Annotated in this window: 16 protein-coding genes, 1 pseudogene and 1 riboswitch; of the genes and pseudogenes, 12 read left to right on the forward strand and 5 right to left on the reverse strand. The window is 44.0% G+C overall.

What is annotated here, in order from left to right; genetic code table 11:
- Nucleotides 1–211: 211 nt before the first annotated feature.
- The gene (locus tag BCU07_RS17980) at nucleotides 212–2644 is read right to left on the reverse strand and encodes a putative bifunctional diguanylate cyclase/phosphodiesterase (RefSeq protein ID WP_102428308.1); all 2433 of its coding nucleotides are present in this window, start codon (nucleotides 2642–2644) and stop codon (nucleotides 212–214) included.
- 3 nt (nucleotides 2645–2647) lie between these two features.
- Entirely contained in the window at nucleotides 2648–3679 is a 1032-nt protein-coding gene (locus BCU07_RS17985) for a spermidine/putrescine ABC transporter substrate-binding protein (protein ID WP_102428307.1), read from the reverse strand.
- A gap of 581 nt (nucleotides 3680–4260) precedes the next feature.
- Between BCU07_RS17985 and BCU07_RS17990 the strand changes: the two genes are divergently transcribed.
- The 6 genes from BCU07_RS17990 to BCU07_RS18015 all read left to right on the forward strand — a co-directional run bounded on the left by BCU07_RS17990 (nucleotide 4261) and on the right by BCU07_RS18015 (nucleotide 7495).
- A complete protein-coding gene (locus BCU07_RS17990) occupies nucleotides 4261–5061 on the forward strand; it encodes a PhzF family phenazine biosynthesis protein (protein ID WP_065584627.1) in 801 nt (266 codons plus the stop codon).
- A gap of 123 nt (nucleotides 5062–5184) precedes the next feature.
- Nucleotides 5185–5688, forward strand: coding sequence for a YgjV family protein (locus tag BCU07_RS17995; RefSeq protein ID WP_017060023.1), 504 nt, complete (start codon nucleotides 5185–5187; stop codon nucleotides 5686–5688).
- 60 nt (nucleotides 5689–5748) lie between these two features.
- Complete coding sequence (locus BCU07_RS18000) at nucleotides 5749–6063, forward strand: cupin domain-containing protein (protein ID WP_065584628.1); 315 nt, start codon at nucleotides 5749–5751, stop codon at nucleotides 6061–6063.
- Between the two features lie 98 nt (nucleotides 6064–6161).
- Nucleotides 6162–6644 (forward strand): GNAT family N-acetyltransferase, encoded by a 483-nt coding sequence (locus BCU07_RS18005; protein ID WP_017069854.1) that lies wholly within the window; start codon nucleotides 6162–6164, stop codon nucleotides 6642–6644.
- 165 nt (nucleotides 6645–6809) lie between these two features.
- Nucleotides 6810–7067 carry a hypothetical protein gene (locus BCU07_RS18010; RefSeq protein ID WP_017060020.1) on the forward strand — a complete coding sequence of 86 codons (258 nt, stop codon included), beginning with the start codon at nucleotides 6810–6812 and terminating at the stop codon, nucleotides 7065–7067.
- 131 nt (nucleotides 7068–7198) lie between these two features.
- Nucleotides 7199–7495, forward strand: coding sequence for a hypothetical protein (locus BCU07_RS18015; RefSeq protein WP_017060019.1), 297 nt, complete (start codon nucleotides 7199–7201; stop codon nucleotides 7493–7495).
- A 127-nt stretch (nucleotides 7496–7622) separates the two neighbouring features.
- Here the strand turns inward: BCU07_RS18015 and BCU07_RS18020 are convergent, their stop codons facing one another.
- On the reverse strand, nucleotides 7623–8120 hold the full coding sequence (locus tag BCU07_RS18020) for a fasciclin domain-containing protein (RefSeq protein ID WP_017064709.1): 498 nt from the start codon (nucleotides 8118–8120) through the stop codon (nucleotides 7623–7625).
- A gap of 96 nt (nucleotides 8121–8216) precedes the next feature.
- Here BCU07_RS18020 and BCU07_RS18025 point away from each other — a divergent pair.
- From BCU07_RS18025 to BCU07_RS18035, 3 genes and pseudogenes are all read left to right on the forward strand, one after another.
- Nucleotides 8217–8906, forward strand: a pseudogene (locus BCU07_RS18025) (DUF2860 family protein); the annotation flags it as partial.
- Nucleotides 8907–9072: 166 nt separating this feature from the next.
- Nucleotides 9073–9567 (forward strand): GNAT family N-acetyltransferase, encoded by a 495-nt coding sequence (locus BCU07_RS18030; RefSeq protein WP_017060016.1) that lies wholly within the window; start codon nucleotides 9073–9075, stop codon nucleotides 9565–9567.
- A gap of 75 nt (nucleotides 9568–9642) precedes the next feature.
- Nucleotides 9643–9742: riboswitch (purine riboswitch) on the forward strand.
- Nucleotides 9743–9832: 90 nt separating this feature from the next.
- Nucleotides 9833–10855 (forward strand): adenosine deaminase, encoded by a 1023-nt coding sequence (locus BCU07_RS18035; protein ID WP_102428306.1) that lies wholly within the window; start codon nucleotides 9833–9835, stop codon nucleotides 10853–10855.
- 179 nt (nucleotides 10856–11034) lie between these two features.
- On the opposite strand, the gene BCU07_RS18040 is transcribed toward BCU07_RS18035, so the two are convergent.
- Together BCU07_RS18040 and BCU07_RS18045 are read right to left on the reverse strand one after the other, a co-directional pair.
- A complete protein-coding gene (locus BCU07_RS18040) occupies nucleotides 11035–11700 on the reverse strand; it encodes a DUF2057 family protein (RefSeq protein WP_102320967.1) in 666 nt (221 codons plus the stop codon).
- A gap of 293 nt (nucleotides 11701–11993) precedes the next feature.
- Nucleotides 11994–13556 (reverse strand): arylsulfatase, encoded by a 1563-nt coding sequence (locus tag BCU07_RS18045; RefSeq protein WP_017064704.1) that lies wholly within the window; start codon nucleotides 13554–13556, stop codon nucleotides 11994–11996.
- A 346-nt stretch (nucleotides 13557–13902) separates the two neighbouring features.
- Between BCU07_RS18045 and BCU07_RS18050 the strand changes: the two genes are divergently transcribed.
- The 3 genes from BCU07_RS18050 to BCU07_RS18060 all read left to right on the forward strand — a co-directional run bounded on the left by BCU07_RS18050 (nucleotide 13903) and on the right by BCU07_RS18060 (nucleotide 19180).
- A complete protein-coding gene (locus BCU07_RS18050) occupies nucleotides 13903–15450 on the forward strand; it encodes an arylsulfatase (protein WP_102428305.1) in 1548 nt (515 codons plus the stop codon).
- A gap of 192 nt (nucleotides 15451–15642) precedes the next feature.
- The gene (locus BCU07_RS18055; protein WP_102428304.1) at nucleotides 15643–18066 is read left to right on the forward strand and encodes a tetratricopeptide repeat protein; all 2424 of its coding nucleotides are present in this window, start codon (nucleotides 15643–15645) and stop codon (nucleotides 18064–18066) included.
- Nucleotides 18067–18196: 130 nt separating this feature from the next.
- The gene (locus BCU07_RS18060) at nucleotides 18197–19180 is read left to right on the forward strand and encodes an AAA family ATPase (protein WP_017060007.1); all 984 of its coding nucleotides are present in this window, start codon (nucleotides 18197–18199) and stop codon (nucleotides 19178–19180) included.
- Nucleotides 19181–19186: the final 6 nt, after the last annotated feature.

A 19186-nucleotide genomic window follows, 5' to 3' on the forward strand; every position in this document is an offset into this window, starting at 1 on the left:
GATAAGTTAGATCATTAGGTTTTGTTGACTGTACGCTCACCATTCTCCCGCTTCACTATCATGGCTTTTGCCATTCTTTATTTGCCTCCTCATTCAATGTGCAGCCAATAGAGAGCTCCTGCTCTGATGAAGATAGTTCTACTACTAGTTATAGCTATAGTGGCTTTCCGCGCTTGAATAGGAAGAGAGGCTTTGAGGTTTAGGTTTAAGGTTACTGCTTTTGAGTGAGTGCAACGATTCGCTCGTTAGATCTCGAACTGCTAACAGACTGCGGGTTTAAAATTGCTTGCGGGTTATGGTTTCGAACAAACTCGATGAATTCCAGATAAGTGAGTGGCTGACTGAAGAAGTAGCCTTGTATTAGGTTACAGTTGGCTTTTCTGAGGTAATGATACTGTTCTATCGACTCAACACCTTCTCCGACGACTAGCGTGTCACAAGAGTGGCCTAAGTTAACCATAGATTCGACCATCTTGCGGTCGGCCTTGTCGTCTACCATGTTATCGATAAAGCTCTTATCAATTTTGAGCTCATCCACAGGGTAGTGGAGAAGTTGGTTAAACGCTGTGTAGCCCGTACCAAAATCGTCAAGGGAGACCTTTAAACCTAAGCTTCTGAGGCTCTCGATAGTCTGCACCGTAAGCTTGGTACTTTTCACGTAACTGGTCTCGGTAATCTCTATAATAATGTTGCCAGGTGGCACTTGATAACGTTCGAGTACTTTACGGATGTTGTCGGCAAAATTACGGTTGTAGAGCTCCATCGCCGAGATATTAATTGACAGAGTGCCCTTGTATTTATGAAGTTCTGAAAGCTCTTTATAGCTTTTGATCGCGGTGCCAATGACCCACATGTCGAGCCTGGCAATAAGGTTACTCTTTTCTGCAACTGGGATAAATTCTTCTGGTCCCGCATCGATATCGAATAAGGCTGGGCAACGAATCAGGCACTCCGCGCCATCTATCTGAAGTGTCTTGGCGTTAAAAATAGGCATAAAGCGAAGTTCAAAGTTGTCACTTTCGCAGCACTCTAAGAGTCTTTTCTCTACAACGTCATGGCGTTCCAAGGTATGTAACAACTCTTCGCCATAAACAATACGACTTTCGCCATCACTATGAGACTTCGCATTAGCTAACATTTCATCGATGCATCGGTGCCAAATCTCATCGAACTTTGGCGTGTCGAGCGGTAAAACACCTGTTGCGAGTGATAATCGAAACCCATAGTAGTCAAGGAAGGTGGTGCCGGTCAGCGTATTGTTGATGTTCTCAATTTCTTCGTTTATCACTTGGTTCTTACCCATCTCCAAGATCGCGATAAACTGATTCCCTCCCAGTCTGGCTAAAGAGTAATCACTGCAACTAAAGCCCAAAGAGGCTTGTTGGTTTTGTAGTGTCTCTTTCAGTGCTTGAGCTAAGCTTATCAGTACATTATCACCAACTTTTGCCCCGTAGAGATCGTTAATTTTACGAAAATCGATGATGTCCCAACAAACCACATAGCAGTGTGGGCTCATCGAGCTTTTTAGTCGTACATCAAGGTGTCTGATGAAAGAGCGTCGGTTAGCTAGCTTGGTGAGTTGGTCGAATTCGGCTTCGAACTTCAACTCTGTTAATGAGTCTATGTACGCGTTCTTTAAACCATCAACTTCACTTTGCCCTGATGAGCGTTTGAAGTATCTAAGTTTGAGCCCGCCGATCGATATCTCTTGCAGTAAGTCTTTAAGCGGGCGCACGAGTTGGTAACGTACCACTAAATGTACGATCAACATGATCGTAAAGAGAGTACCAAAGCCACCTAACAAGGTTTGTTTAGCGATGATGGCTTTCTCATGGTTGAACTTTTGTTCTCGAATATTTACTTGCGCGATGAGATGTCGGCTGGTCATCTGCACATTGATATTATCTTGGGTTTGCTCAATTGATTTGATAACGAATTGGGTATTTTCAATGTTGGCAGCGTCTGAGGATGGCTCGATTAAGAACTGAATATTGTCATCGTCATTGTATTTGATTAGCAGGCTAGAGAGTTGCATCAGAGGCCCGTCAGCAATCAAGATGTAGCGATTTAAACTGTTACTTGCACGTTTGTCTTGAGGAAGGAGGTAAGGGTCAATTGCTGCAACATACGAGTATCTGAGCTCTCCACTGATCGAGATATAAGAGAAGCCTTCGTAGGAGAGTTCATTTTTGCTGATTAACGAGGTGTATATATCGAAGACTCTTTCGTAAATCTTGTCAGGGATCTTTAGCCCCTCGAAAGGATCGGCTCTGAGAGTCGAAAGCGTTAATTTGAACTTAGGGTCCACGATATAAACATTGCGTTGCCCAAATTGATAGACGTGATTCTGGCTTAATACTCGGAGTACTCGTTTTTCCAATAGCGATAGAGTCGTGTAGTCGCCAGGATTTTGAATGTAGCGGAGGAACTGCAACGAAGAACCGATATCTTTAACTAGTAAGGACAAGCCGAGCTGCTCGTATTCCGCCGCGACTAAAGCGGTGTTCACATCAGATTGCACCTTGTCCAAATACATGTGCTTAGCATGATTTGATGCGAAGTTGTACATCACGATTCCTGCTATCAGGAGCACAAATGTCAGCGTTGGTAAAAGTACAAAATAGAGCTTCTTCAATACTGGCATGAGTTATCTCAAACTGTCGACAATACGATTGCGAATTTGAATGCTACTCGGTTCTAACGGCTGATAAAGGTAGCTGCGATCTAATACTTCTTTATTCGGGAAAAGCTCGGGATCGTTTTGATACTCCTGAGAAGTGAGTGCTTTTGCTTTTGAACTTGGCGTTGCAAACCATGAATCCATTGCGTTTTGAGCGGCGATTTCGGGTTGCGATAAGAAGGAGAGAATCGTGGTTGCCTGTGGAGATCGCTCTCCGTTGTTAATTGCAGCCATACACTCTAACCATAAGGTTGTTCCTTCTAGAGGCACTGTGTAGGCCCAAGATGCCTCAGGTTCGGCATCATTAAGCACATAGCTGTCACCAGAGTATCCGTAGGCGAGGTCGATATTGGCTAGGCGCTCAAGCTGGTGGATGTGGTCGATGACATACTCATTGCTTTCAAGATGTGGCTTCTGCAGTTGTAGCGTTTTGTAAGCAACACGAAGTTCTTGTTCATTGTTGGTAAATGGGTCAAATTGATTGACCAATAACGCAGTACTTACCAAGTCGGTGGGGTCGTAGTACATACTTATACGGCCACTGACTTTGGAGTCGGGCTCAAGAATGGCCATCCAAGATTCTGGGGCGGAGATTTTATCACTGCGATATAGGATACCGGATGTTCCCCAAGCGTAAGGAATACCATATTCACCGCATCCATCCGCCCACCTGGGATCAAAATTGCTTTCAATGGATTGTTGTAAGTCACTTAGGTTATGGAACAGGTTTTGCTTGGCTAATGCCTTAAGTTTTACGCTTTCGACGATGACCAGTTCAAAAGCGCCTCGACGTTCGCTTAATAGAACCTCATCCCTTATTGACTCATCAGAGAAGAATTGTTGCTTTAGTGATATGCCGTAGGTATCACTCAACTGGGTAACGACGCTGTCAGATAAAAATTCATCCCAATTGTAGAGATAAATATCATGCTGCTGGCCAAATACAGGGCTAGCCAAAAAGGATGTTGACGCGAGAATTGATACACAAAACGCTTTCACTGACGGATTCCCTTTCGTACGTGATAACTAAATCGTAGCCCAAAATCTGCGACATGATTCAAATTTAGGCACTTAATTTAACTTCAACTTCAACTTCATGCATTTCATGCAAATAGCAACTTGCTACTCCTACTTGATACCGAACCTTTATCGTGTGAGGCAAGGATGACTCCGTCGTATCGTATTCAACACAAGTACGTATTCCAGTTTATTGTCCGTGAATGGATTATTTAAATTAATATTCATCATAATATCCATTCTTAGAAGTTATTATGCAAATATTAAGCATTAAATAATGATGCGGTGATTACCTTTTTCGGGTTTTCGCTCGCATTAATCGTCGTTATTCCTTTGTTTTGCCATCGCGATTTACTCTTATGTTCAATGTTCTTTTATCCCTAAAAACACTTCTATAACGTTTTGTTTATCATTTGTTTCGTTTCTCAATAAGTATCGATAAAGTTGTTGCTAAAGACTTGTAGCACAAGGTGATTGTGCTTATTGTGGGCAGCAATATCTAGGTTATGTCCCAACGAGCCATGATTGCCGGTTTGGGAAATGTTGTGCATTTAGGAGCCATTGTGGATTTAGAGATATATCAAGTAGATTCGTTTACAACTCAAGCGTTTAAAGGGAACCCTGCCGGGGTCTGTATCTCCAAAGAGCCGTTGGATGAGTCGTTAATGTTTTCAATCGCTGAAGAGATGGCGGTATCTGAAACGGCTTTTCTCGCGCTTAACACTATGACGCTTAAATGGTTCACTCCCGAAGTCGAAGTGAAGCTGTGTGGACATGGCACACTGGCAACGGTTCATGTGATGAAAGAACAAGGACTGCTTGAGACAGGTGATAAGGTCGTGTTTAACACCTTATCTGGGGAATTATCTGCCGCCGTTTGTGAATCGTCTATCGAGCTTGATTTTCCTAGTACACAGCTATCATTGCGTTCTGAACCCAACCTCACGCTGCTTGAACACCTAGGTTTAGATCCGCATCAAGTAGTTTCATTCAGAGAATTTGACTCTAAGCAGTTAATCGAAGTTTCCAACGAACAAGTGTTATTGGAGCTTTCACCAAACTTTGATGCGTTAAAAGGTATTCAAGGGCGAGGTGTAGTGGTGACAGCATTGGCAGCAAATACGGAACTTGATTTTGTTTCTCGCTACTTTGCACCTTGGGTTGGGGTTAATGAAGATCCTGTGACTGGCTCGGCACATTGCGCATTGACGCAACACTGGGCAGAAAAGCTCAACAAAAGCAGTTTCAGTGCTTATCAGGCGTCTCGTCGTGGTGGCTATATGTCGACTGAATTATTGGCTAATGGGCGAATAAAGTTAATCGGCTCTGCGACCACTGTGATTAGTGGTGTGTTGAAGCTTTAGATTTTTATAGAAGCTTTAGAGCGCTGTTTGCTCTGTTTTGTTGTAACCGCCTAGTATGTTTTATTCGATTATTCACCGTGAAAGAAGCGGCTAGGGCGGAATGTTATTATTGAAGGAATCACCGTGTCTGCCTTTTATCTTTCCCAAGTATTAGTCGCGATAGCCATTTGTTTTGATCTTCTGTCATTCCAATTCAAGGAAAGGAAGAAAATCGTCACTTGTCTGTTCTTTGCTGGCGTTCTTATTTCGAGTCACTTTATCCTTCTTGAACAATGGACAGCGGCGAGCTTAATGACGATTGCCACGATTCGCTATTTGACGAGCGTATTTTCTACCTCGTCTAAGTTTAAATATTTGTTTTCTTCGATGTCGGTGGTCGCAACCGCAGTGACTTACTCAGGGCTGACCAGCATATTGAGTTGCTTTGCCTCCGTATTTCAGACCTTTGCAGCCTTCAATAAAGATGACCGTCGATTAAGAGAATTGATGATCATCGGAACCAGCTTTTGGTTGGTTCACAATTATTTAGTTGGTTCGCCAACAGCGGTTGTTATGGAGGCGCTGTTTATCTGCAGTAACTTGGTGGGCTATTACCGTTTTTACTTCAAAAAGAGTGCCGCTGCTTAGGTTTACAGTACAGCTAAGGCCCAAGTTGTTAATCAATTCAATGCTAGCTAGGAGAGCTTGATGCCAAACATTTACAATGATGTTCCTTCATCAATACCCAATGAAATATTCAATGACCTGATTGCCAACGACAACATTCGAATCGAGAGAATACTCTCATATGGTCACAGTTCACCAGACGAGGGTTGGTATGATCAAGATGAGAATGAATGGGTAATGGTGATCGATGGGCAAGGGGTGATTGAGTTTGAAGATGGTCGCATTGTTACCTTGTCTAAAGGGGATTATCTCAATATTTCCGCAGGTGAAAAACACAAGGTGCTGAGGACGGATAAAGATGCGGTGACGATCTGGCTCGCTGTGTTTTATCGTTGATATCTTGCTCTAAAGCTGAGGCTGTTAGGTTATAAAGCTTGCTGATTCAGCTGTTTATTTTCACCTCAGAAAGGACTTAAGACAAAAAGGAGTATGTTGTGATTAGAATTCGAAACTATCAAGCGAATGATGACAAAGCACTGTGGGAGATCTTCTTTCATACGGTACGTAACGTGAATGTTCGAGATTATTCTCAACAGCAAGTCGAAGCTTGGGCACCCAGTAGCTTTGACTTTGCGTTATGGCAAAAGCGTATGAATGGGTTACAACCCTTTGTGGCTGAACTCGATGGTTGCGTAGTTGGCTATACTGACCTGCAACCAAGTGGCTTGATTGATCACTTTTTCTGTCACCACGAATATCAAGGGAAGGGGGTAGGGAAAGCGTTGATGGAACATGTTTTCACTGTGGGTCGAGTTCGTGGTATATCGAGATATTTCTCTGAAGTAAGTATTACCGCAAGGCCTTTCTATGAGCATCTTGGTTTTAAGGTGGTGAATGAACAGGAAGTCGAAATGCGTGGTGTAAAGCTGACCAATTACGTGATGGAAAAGGTAGTTGAAGATAGAAAAGTCAGTTGAATAGGCGGGCTAGTGTTCGTAGGGATACAGAAACCGAGTTTGAAATATTAATGAACCTTTTTAAGGATAACTTTTCCTGATCTATTGATATTGTCGATGAGTTCAAATTGTGTGCAAGATAATTTGTCTAATCTAAACATTGAATGAATACAAGGAGTGTTGTTCATGAGTCATGTGAGTAGATCTAAACTATATACATTGGTGTCGATGTTGTCCTTCGCTGTTGGCGTTCTTGCCTTAGATGCTGGGGTGTCGGGGCTATTTCCTCTCTTTGTTGTCGTCATCTCATTCTTTTCATTTGTCATCAACTCGTTTCTTTGTTTGTTCGGAGGTAAACGCGAAGATGGCTTTGATGCCTATCAAAAAGCAAATCAGACTCGGTCGCGAGCACTGGTCAAAGGCTTAGAAGACTCGAACAAATAAACCTATGCCTTCAGACGAACGGTAATCTCATTTTTGACACAGTTTTCACCTGCTTTTTGTTCTCTTATTCAAGAAAAATCATCACTTTAGCGATAATATTCACTGCAACTAATTTGAGTGAAGGAAGTAACGTGGGAATTGAAGCTTTAGTGTTTGTGATGGACGCATTAATCACCGCATGTTGTATGTACATCGCCTCTAAAATGTCTTTCGTGGTCGCAGATTTTAAATCCCTTCTTACTATTGCTGTTATCGTTGCTCTAGTGTCATTGATTCCAACAGTAGGCTGGGTGTTAGGGTTGATTCTGTTTGTGTTCTTACTCGGGAAAGCGACGCACTCTAGTATTGGTGACTGCATCTGGGTGGTGGTCTTCACGAAGGTGGTATCGATGGCGGCCTTTCTGATATTCGGGCGCTTGTTTATGTAATCCGGGTTCTTGCTTATATCAAGGCAGGCTTGGCTAGTTTGATACCGATCTTAACTTGGTATTTAAACGTCAAAAGGGTGTGAGCCTGTCACACCCTCTAAGAACCTTTGATTTGTGTTCATCTTTATTATTTAGGCAGTAATACAGCATCAATCACATGGATAACACCATTGCTTGCTTCAACATCTGCCATCACGACCTGCGCTTTGTTGACCATCACGTTGCCGTGATCAATTCCTACCATTACCGCTTCGCCTTGCACTGTTACGGCACTATCAAGTTTCATCACTTCAGACGCCATTATTTTCCCTGGCACCACATGATAGGTCAGTACTGCAATCAGCTTGTCTTTGTTTTCTGGCTTCAACAGCATATCAACCGTTCCTTCTGGTAGCGCAGCGAACGCTTCATCCGTTGGCGCAAACACTGTGAAGGGACCGTCACCTTTCAATGTTTCAACTAAGCCTGCCGCTTTTACCGCTGCTACCAAGGTGTTGAAAGAGCCGTTTTCAGCCGCCACGTCAACGATATCTTTCTTCATTCCGTGGTGATCAGCGTGAGCAAAAGCCGTAAAAAGAAGCGTCGCAACTAGCACTGACATGGTTTTGATTAATTTATTAAACATATTGTCTTCCTTTGAGTTTTGTCCGTTATTTTCGAGAGGTATTACGAAAGCCCAATCGTGATAGATCAATTTGTTGTGTCTTTGAGTGAATGGTTAATTGCGTTTGAGATCGGTTATCGATATCAACTTTCTGGTGGCACCATATTGGATTTTTCTGTTATTCCTACGCTTATCTCGGGTAAGGCTTGGACGGATCCGTATGCTGTTGGCGTTAATCGAAATGAAACGGATGTGAAAGGTAATGTAGGACGACTGCAGCTCACTAATATCGGTGGAACTGGTTTTCGAACGGATCTCGCATTTGGGCAATCAGATGTTGATGAAGAGCTATCTGGTAGCCAAGGCTTATCTCCGGAAGATACTGTGCTGCTGGATAGGGAAAGAACCTATGTGTACGCCAAAGCAGGATACCGCTTTATCTTACCAAACCACGCAGGTCTATTTGTTCCTTCAATGGTGTATTTCCACTCAGACGCAGAAGGAGGAGCACTCAGCTTCGATAGTTATGGTATTGAATTAAACTACGCGAAGAGAATCGGTCGTCATGGTTTTGTTGTCACCCTAGATGCAAGTGATCGTGAATATGATGAGTCGAATCCAATTTACGGGCAAGTACGTGAAGAGAATGAATTCGGTGCATTCTTAGCTTATGAGTTTGGTGGTTTGATGGGCTATAAAGATTGGGCGTTCATTACTTTACTGGGTTTAAGAAGCATAGATTCTAATATCGATTTCTATAACTCCGAGCAAGTATTAGCGAGTGTGGGTGTGGATTATAAATTCTGATATTCACACTATTTTAAAAATACTCATCAAAGCAGAAGTTTAAGTTCAGTCTTACTATTTGTTTAATTATTTCGGTCACTTACACCTTTAAAGGTTGTAGGTTCCCGTTGCTATCCGTAATATGAAAATTAGCTTATGGATAGAAATAATAGGATAAGGAAACGCTTTGGAAATACAAATTAGACATTTAGAAGCAACGGATAGCCAAGATATTTTCGATATTTATCGCCGCCCTTCAGTTTCAGAAAACACCTCACAAAAGCCTTATCTTAGTTCTGAACAAGTGGAGCGACTGTTTGGTCATTCAGACCATTTCACTCTGGTTGCGGAAGTCTCCGGCAAAGTAGTGGGTCACATTACTTTATTCATGACCACCAAGGTAAGAGACAGGCACTGCGCTGGTCTTGGTATTGCTATTCACCCGGATATGCATGGTAAAGGGGTCGGTAAGGCGTTAATGCAAGAAGCGATCAATCAGGCGGATAACTGGCTTAATCTCGTGCGTCTTGAGTTAGAGGTTCATGCCGATAACCACGCCGCTATTGCTTTGTATGAACGTGTAGGCTTTCAGTTAGAAGGCACAAAAAGACTCAGTACGTTCAAAGCGGGTAAGTACATCGATATGTTGCTGATGTCGAGAATACGACCAGATTACCGTTGAGATCGATCCAAACAGGTTCCTGCTTTAGAAATCGGTTAATGAGCAATTGATTAGTGAAATTCCCATTAAACTCTGTATAGTAGCAACCGTTTGCTTCGTATAACCCCAATGATATGGTTTGGGGGTCTCTACCAGCACCCGCAAAGTGCTGATTACGAAGGGTTTAGATCACAATTGTGTTCTTACTCTTTGTAATGGCGTTCAAGAAAACCTCCTGTCTATTATTCAGAGTAAGTGCACACCTAAAATCCATAGTAGGTGAAATATGAACGCATTTATTCAAGGGCTCCCAAAAGTAGAGTTGCATTTACACATTGAAGGTTCGCTCGAACCTGAGTTACTTTTCCAGCTTGCTCAACGCAATGGCATTGAGCTGCCTTATTCATCCCCAGAGCAACTAAGACGCGCATACGAATTTGATGATTTACAGTCATTTCTGGATATCTATTATCAAGGTGCTGATGCACTGCGCACAGAACAGGATTTCTACGACTTAACATGGGCTTATCTAGAACGCTGTAAAGCCGACAATGTTATCCATACTGAGATTTTCTTTGATCCTCAGACACATACCGATCGTGGCATTGCATTCGACACCGCTATTAACGGCATTCATCGTGCGCTTGAACAGGGTCATAAAGAGTTGGGCATTACCTCTCAAATCATCGCATGTTTTCTGCGCCATTTATCTGAAGAGAGCGCCATTCAAACGTTCGCAGAGGTATTGAAGCATCAAGATAAGATCGTCGGGGTTGGACTGGACTCTTCTGAATTAGGACACCCACCAGAGAAGTTCAAGCGTGTATTCCAACAAGCAAAACAAGCGGGCTTCTTGACGGTGGCGCATGCAGGAGAAGAAGGGCCGGCTCAAAACATTGTCGATGCGATTGAAATGCTCAGCGTGAGTCGAGTGGATCATGGTGTCCAGTGCATGACAGACGAAGCTCTAATCGAAGAGCTGATTGAAACCAAAATGCCACTGACGGTGTGCCCACTGTCGAATATTAAATTGCGTGTATTCGATGTGATGGAAGACCACAACATTGTCGAACTGCTCAGAAAGGGTGTGGCTGTAACGATTAACTCGGATGACCCTGCTTATTTTGGTGGTTACATGTCGGATAACTTTAATGCGGTGAGCAAAGCTCATGAGATGACGCATCAGGAGTTAGCGCTGTTTAGTTTGAATGCGATAGACGCGAGCTTTATTGAAGCGCCATTGAAGCAGCAATATCGAGAGCTTGTTCAAGGTTACTTAGCTAAAGCTGGTTCTGACCAGAATTTCTAGCCGCTGTGCCCATTTACTAGCAGCTGAGTATAAAGCGCTAGGATGGCCAACTAAAGTGGATGGTAAAGTGTTATCGACTGAGTCTGCTTAATCTCTATAAGCCTAAATCATCTAGATGAAGACAAAAAAGAAGCTGGCAGTTTGCCAGCTTCTTTCATTTCTAAATTAAGCTCATTGAGCTACTTGTTCACGTAGTCTTTGAATTTCTGCTTGGTTTCAGCATCCGCTTTTTCGTACCAGAAATAGAGCATCTCTTCAGCTGTATTTGCTGCATTTCCGTCAATCTTTGTTGGAAGCGTTACCGGTTGTGCGACAGCAGCTGCTACGCCCGCGCTAGAACCTACTGTAAGTGCAGCGATGCCGCCTTTCTGGTTGTACTCCTTCGCTTCTTGCGGGTACTTACGACCAATCTGCATGCCATCTTTGATAAGTTTGTCTTGCTTAACACTGATTGCATTTTGGTTTTCATCAACCAGTTTCCAATCTAAGTTTTGAAGGCCTTTTTTCGCTTCGTTGGTGTTACGGAACTTAGGCATGTCAAACGTCAATGCTGTGTCTGTCGCATCAAAAGTAGCAATAATGGTATCGCTATCGACAAACTCTCGGTCGTTACCTTGGCTGAAAGCCAGTTGATATTTGAAAACGATTTGGTTTACGCCATCTGGAACGGTGATCGTTTTGCTCGAAGAGAAGAAACCACCGTCGAGATCAGGTTTAGCCTCATTAACAGCTAAGACTTCGACTAAAGCATCTGCGCTAGAAGGAACTTCAATTGTTACGTCAGCTAACACTTGTGGTGCTGCGATAATTGTGGAAAGCAGCGCGATGGATTTTAATGTTTTCATAATCATACAGTTGTTTATGGGCAGTTGAACTACAATCGCATGGTAAGAACTCCAATTCAAGTCATGTCATAAGGATTTGAAAAAATTTGCGAAATCTTAACGCAACGGTCATATATTAAGGTTCACATTGACTAGTGTGAGTTTTTATTTTTGAAAAATGAGAGGGTAGGTTGGGTGTGAATTGTACTAGTTGGCGGTTCGCGTCTTATGTTATTTGTATTGGATACTAAAAAGCCGCGGTCACTGCATTCAGTCACCACGGCTTCGTTATTACATTTTTAATCTAGAGTAGCTTATTTAGCTTGTGCTGCGGCTGCTTCTAGTTGCTTAAGTTTACCTTGAAGCATGTATGCATTCTGGTTGAAGTTACCTGGGTTCAGTACTTGGCTATTCTGCATAGGGTAATCTGGTAGCGTCGTCATAAACTCTTGAACCTGATTTCCTACTGGAACGAATAACCACATGTTGTCTGCCATCCAGCGTAGGTACATACCAGACTCGTGCGGTGCTTTCTCGAATGGGTCAGCACGTAGGTGAACAACTTGAGGCCAGTTTGGTTGGAAACGAACTGCATCCACAATGTTACCATCCATCACAGCAAACGAAATCTTGAAGTCATTCCAACGTACTGCGTTTAGCTCAGCGTTAGCAGAGAAGTAAAGCATGCTGTCACGAGGGCCTTTCTCTTCTTTACCTTGGAAGTAAGGCAGGAAGTTGTAACCATCTAGGTGTACGCGCCAGTTTTTACCGTTGTAAGTTGCACCTTTGTCAGATGCTAGCTTCTCAACCACTTTATCATCACCAGCGGCTGCTAGTAGAGTAGGAATCCAGTCTTGGTGGCCCATGATATCGTTGATTTTAGTTCCAGGTTTGATAGTCCCAGGCCAGCGAACTAGCTGAGGCACACGCATACCACCTTCGTAAGTTGTACCTTTCTCACCGTGGAAGTAAGTTGCGCCGCCATCAGGCCAAGAAACCGTTTCAGCACCGTTATCGGTAGAGTAAATTACGATAGTGTTGTCAGCGATTTTTAGTTCATCCAGCTTGTCTAGAAGCACACCAACATGGTCATCATGCTCTAACATACCATCAGCATAAATACTGATACCTGACTTACCTTGGTATTTCTCTTGTAGGCGAGTCCACACGTGCATACGAGTGGTGTTGTGCCAGATGAAGAATGGTTTGTCAGCTTTTACCGCTTTTTCCATGAATGCTAGAGATTCTTCTAGGAACTCTTCATCCGCATGCTCCATACGCTTACGCGTCATTGGGCCAGTATCTTCAATCTTACCGTCAGCAGTAGACTTGATTACACCACGAGGGCCGTAGTTCTTACGGAACTCTGGGTCTTTAGGGTAGTAATATGTTTCTGGCTCTTCTTCGGCGTTTAGGTGGTACAGGTTACCGAAGAACTGGTCAAAACCGTGGTTCGTTGGAAGGTGTTTGTCTTGGTCACCCATGTGGTTCTTACCGAACTGAGCTGTCATGTAGCCTTGTTCTTTAAGAAGGTCTGCGATCGTTGGAGCCCAATCAGGGATACCGTGGTCCGAACCTGGCATGCCGATAGTCAATAGACCAGTACGGAAAGGTTCTTGACCTGTTAGGAATGCAGCACGACCAGCAGTACACGATTGTTGACCGTAGTGGTCAGTAAATAGTGCGCCTTCGTTAGCAATGCGGTCGATGTTAGGTGTTTCGTAACCCATCATACCGTTGTTGTATGCACTGATGTTGAATACACCAATGTCATCACCCCAGATAGCAAGAATGTTTGGTTTTTCTGCTGCTGTTGCCGCTGAAGAAGCTGCTAATAAGCCAACACCTAATGCTAGTTTATTAATTTTAGTACCCATAAGGACTCCGATTCACTTTTAAGATTAATGCGTTAGAACAACGCATCGATGAGCAAATGTTATTCTCAAAATTCCGTTACGTCCTTTTATAGTGCTTATAACCAATCGTTATGATGCTTAGGTAACCTATTGATTAATATCAGCTCCAGTGGGTACGTAGAATAAAGCCTTAGTTTGTATGTGTGATCCTTATCATGTTTGTTGGCGTAAACCTTATCGATGATTTCTGTATCCGTATCTCAATAAAAATGACAAAAAGATTAATAGCTTAGGGTATCTCGCGCATGTGTAAAAAATGGACTATACGTTGTAGGGCAGGATGCAAATAACTTACGAAGAGGTTTCTATGACAGCGAAATATGGCGCTAAACGTCGATTAGCGATTTTGGGTACAGCGATGATGGCCGCGTCCAGCGCCACTTTTGCGGCTGAAAAGCCAAATATATTGGTTATTTGGGGGGACGATATTGGTCAATCCAATGTGAGTGCATACACCTTCGGTCTCATGGGTTACAAAACCCCGAATATTGATAGCATCGCGAAAGAAGGGATGATGTTTACGGACTATTACGCAGAGCAATCTTGTACTGCGGGTCGCTCTACCTTTATCACGGGACAAAGTGTATTACGAACGGGTTTGAGTAAAGTAGGTTTGCCGGGCGCAGACATTGGCTTACAAGCAGAAGACGCGACAATCGCAGAAATGCTGAAACCTATGGGTTACATGACAGGTCAATTTGGTAAAAACCACCTTGGCGATAAAGATGAATTCCTTCCAACAGCACACGGGTTTGACGAATTTTTTGGCAACCTTTACCACCTAAATGCTGAAGAAGAACCAGAGAATGAAGATTACCCAACCGATCCTGAGTTTCGTAAGAAATTTGGCCCTCGTGGTGTCATTAAGTCATTCGCTGATGGCAAGATTGAAGATACCGGTCCACTGACGCGTAAGCGTATGGAAACGGTTGATGAAGAAACACTAGACGCGGCACTTGATTTTATGGATCGCGCAGTGAAAGCGGACAAACCATTCTTCGTGTGGTGGAACGCAACACGAATGCACTTTAGAACGCACGTGCAGCCAGATAGCAAAGGTGTAACCGGCATCAGTAACTACGCTGATGGTATGGTTGAGCACGATCGACACGTTGGGCAACTATTGAAGCAAGTGGATGAGTTGGGTATCAAAGACAACACGATTGTTTTCTACTCAACGGATAACGGCCCTCACATGAACTCTTGGCCTGATGCGGGTACAACCCCGTTCCGTGGTGAGAAAAACACCAACTGGGAAGGCGCATACCGTGTACCAGCAATGGTTCGTTGGCCTGGTAAGATTGAACCAGGAACCGTATCTAACGAAATCATGCACCATATGGACTGGATGCCAACCTTCGTTGCCGCCGCTGGTGATGACCAAATCAAAGAGAAACTACTCAAAGGTCATACTGCCGGTGATAAAACGTTTAAGGTTCACTTAGATGGTTACAACTTCCTTCCTTACCTAACGGGTGAAGAAGAGAAAGGCCGTCGTTCGGAGATCTTCTACTTTACCGATGATGGTGATTTAGCGGCGCTTCGTTACAACCAATGGAAAGCGGTGTTCATGGAGCAGCGTGCAACGGGTACCATGCAAATTTGGGCTGAACCGTTCGTGACGTTACGTCTTCCTAAGCTGTTTAACCTGCGTATGGACCCATACGAAAACGCAGACATTACATCGAACACATATTACGACTGGTTGTTAGACCATGCTTATATGTTCGTTCCAGCACAAGCGTATGTGGGCAAGTTCCTAGAAACCTTTGCTGAATATCCGCCACGCCAAAAAGCCGCGAGCTTTAGCTTGGATCAGGTAATGGAAAAACTTCAGGAATCTCATAACAAATAAGTAATTGTTTGAGTGAAACTGAACAGATTGAAGAGCTCTTAGGAGCTCTTTTTTTATGCGCATATCGATGAGTAAATCCCGGTCGTGAATACGAATCACAACAATCGAGCTCATTGCCACTAAATAATTGTAAATTCGTTGTTTTTACGTCTACCTTATTAAGCATAAGGATGTATAAAAACAAGGAATGTTATGTCTGCATGGTTGTGCTCACTGGTAAACGGATTGAAACACCAGCGAGTCGCAGTATTATCCGCAATCTTGTCTTCACTGATGTTGTCGCTGTTCAGTCTGAACGCCTATGCCAACGAGCAAGATCCTAATATCAACTCTGATATTTCAAAGGCCAACTCTGTAGCGTCACCCTTTAGCTCTGACGCTTTACCTATCGGTTCTAAAGCCAGCTATGTCGGTTCGGAAGCATGTGTTGATTGTCATAGTGAAGAAGTCGCAGCGTGGGAGGGCTCTCATCATGATATGGCGATGAAGCACGCTACAGACGAATCTGTATTAGGCGATTTCAACGATCAAACATTCACTCATGACGGTAAACCCAACCGATTTTTCCGCAAGGGCGAAGAGTTCTGGGTCAATATTGAAGGGCAAGACGGCCACTTTAAAGATTACAAAATCAGCTATACCTTTGCCTTTGAACCACTACAACAATACATGGTTGAATTTGAAGACGGCCGTGTACAGTTGATTCCTTTCGCTTGGGATTCTCGCACTGAGGGCGAAGGCGGTCAACGCTGGTTTCACCTCTATCCTGATACCACCAACACCGATGAATTCTACTGGACCAATAGCGGTCAAAACTGGAACTTCATGTGTGCTGATTGCCATTCAACGAACCTAGAGAAAAACTACGACAGCGCGAGTAATACCTACAACACTACTTGGTCTGAGATTAATGTCGGTTGTGAAGCGTGTCATGGCCCTGCAAGCGAGCACGTTGAACAGGCCTTGTTAGCAAATAAACAGAAAGCAAAAGCTAACGGTGGAAAGGATGCTCCAGTCTCGGCGCATTATGGTTTTGACCGCGACTTGTCGAAGTCGGTCAAAGAGTGGATCTATCAAGAGGGTAATTCAACCCTGCAACCAAAAGACATCATCCATACCAATCAAGTTCAAACCTGTGCTCAATGCCACAGCCGTCGTACTCAGTTAAATGAAACGGGTGATCACGTTAACGGGTCTTTCTTTGATAAGTATCGCTTGAGCTTGATTACCCCAGAGCTTTACCACAACGATGGTCAAATCTACGATGAAGATTACGTTTACGGATCTTTCCTTCAATCCGTGATGGCTGAAAAAGGCGTCACATGTACTAACTGCCACGATCCTCATACCGCTGAACTAAAAATTGCGGAAGAAGCCGTGTGTAGCCAATGTCATATTGCATCAGAATACACGCCTGAAAAGCACACATTCCACGAAGCGAATACTGAAGCTTCACAATGCACGACTTGTCACATGCCAGAGACGACTTACATGGAGGTCGACCCAAGGCGTGACCACAGTTGGCATATTCCACGTCCTGATATTAGCCAACACATTAAAACGCCGAACGTGTGCACTAGCTGTCATGCAGATCAAACCGACCAGTGGGCAGATAAGCAAATCGGTGAGTGGTTCCCAGATTCTAAGTATCGTAATCAGCAGCACTTTGCCGTTGCCTTTTATGCTGACTCGATAGGGCACAGAGGTGCAGAGGATGCGTTGGCATACTCGGCTCAGGACTCTAGCTTAAGCAATATCATTCGTGCATCGAGCTTAGAACGTTTGGGCGGTAATACGGGTAAGAATACGCTTATTTCGCTGGCAAGAGCGGTGAAACATGATGATGAAATGATCCGTTTGGGTGTGGTACAAGGCTCGTCTGGTTTCCCATTCACTGACCGTTGGCAAATTCTAGAGCCGCTACTGAAAGACCCTGTATTGTCGATTCGTTCAGAAACCGCAGGTGCATTGGTACGTTATTGGGGAGAAATGAACCCTCTGCAGAAAGATCAAATCAAGCCTGCATTGGAAGAGTACATTGAGATACAGCAATTTAATGCCGATAGAGGATTTGGACGAACTAACCTAGGCAACGTTTACCGCGATCTAGGTCAGCACGATAAAGCGATTGAGTTCTATCAAGGTGCTATCGAGATTGAGCCTTACTTCGAAAACAGCTACGCCAACTTGGCGGATTTGTATCGAGCGCAAGGTAACGAAGCAAAAGCGTTGTCGACCTTGAAGCAAGGTATTGAAGCTCAGCCTAAATCGAGTGTTTTGCCATACAGCACAGGATTGTCTCTGCTTCGTGTGAAAGATTACGAACAAGCAACGGACTACCTTAAACAAGCCGCTGAAACTGCGCAAACCGACCCTCAATATTGGTATGTGTACGGATTGGCTTTGGAAAAATCGGATGTGCTTGCGGCAAGTCAATCACTGCATAAGGCTTACCAATTTAGCCGCAACCCACAGCACCTGTATGCCCAGTGTGAAGTGTTGGCGCGAAACAGCCATATACCAGGCGTACCAAAGGCGTTTGAGCAATGTATTTCATCATTGAGCAAAGTGGCACCGCCGGAAGCCATTAACCAATTGAAAGCTAGGTTTAAATAAAGCGATGAGGTGAGCTTGGCTATCGAGCTTGCTGCTTATTCCGCTTGTAACCAATTATCGCGTTTATAACTAATAGTTATGGAGCTTGTGAGTAGGATGTACGCAGCCAGATTGAATTAAGGGAAGACCTATGAACCATGCGCAACAAGCAATTAACCAACTGATTGAACAAACAGAGAAAAGTGTTATCGGTCAGAGCCACGTCGTTCGGGCTCTGGTGATAGGGTTATTGACTAATGGGCATGTGCTTTTAGAGGGACTTCCCGGTACAGCGAAAACTCGTTCAGTGAAATCGCTGGCGAACCTACTGAACACCAGTTTTGGTCGAATTCAGTTTACGCCTGACCTGCTGCCATCAGATGTAACCGGTACAGAAGTGTATCAAGAGCTTGATGGAAAGCCTCAGTTGCACTTTCAACCGGGTCCTATTTTCAACAGTATTGTTTTAGCCGATGAAGTGAACCGTGCTCCTGCAAAGGTACAAGCGGCTCTGCTTGAAGCCATGGCGGAAGGAACGATTACGGTGGGTGGTCAAACTCATATCCTACCTGATCTATTCATGGTGCTCGCTACGCAAAACCCAGTCGAGCAAGAAGGTACGTATCCACTGCCTGAAGCACAGATGGACCGTTTCATTATGAAAGTCACGGTCGACTATCCAGAAGATGAAGCTGAACGCGACATCATTCGACTTGTGCGCAGTGAGGAACTCGGTAGCGAGACCAGTTCAGAATTAGTCACGCCACAACATATTGAACCTGAGTTGGTACTTGAAGCTCGGCGCCAACTTCCAGACATTGCCGTTTCTGATTTAGTTGAGAACTACATTGTGGCCTTGGTGATGGCAACTCGTAAGCCAGAGCGTTACCCAGAATCAAACTTGTCTAAATGGATTGAGATTGGTTCAAGTCCGCGTGCTTCCATCGCGTTGGATAAATGTGCTCGCGCTTATGCATGGTTGCAAGGACGTGACCATGTCACGTTGGACGATGTGCGTGCCATGTTACCAACCGTATTAGGTCACCGATTCTCGTTGTCTTACGACGCATTGGCCGATGGTGTTGACCATCAAAGAGTGGTTGAAGAACTGCTCGATAATGTTGAGATTGGATAACTAGGG

Origin of the sequence: Vibrio sp. 10N.261.54.E10 (genome assembly GCF_002877735.2) — a bacterium.
Lineage (GTDB): Bacteria > Pseudomonadota > Gammaproteobacteria > Enterobacterales > Vibrionaceae > Vibrio > Vibrio crassostreae_C.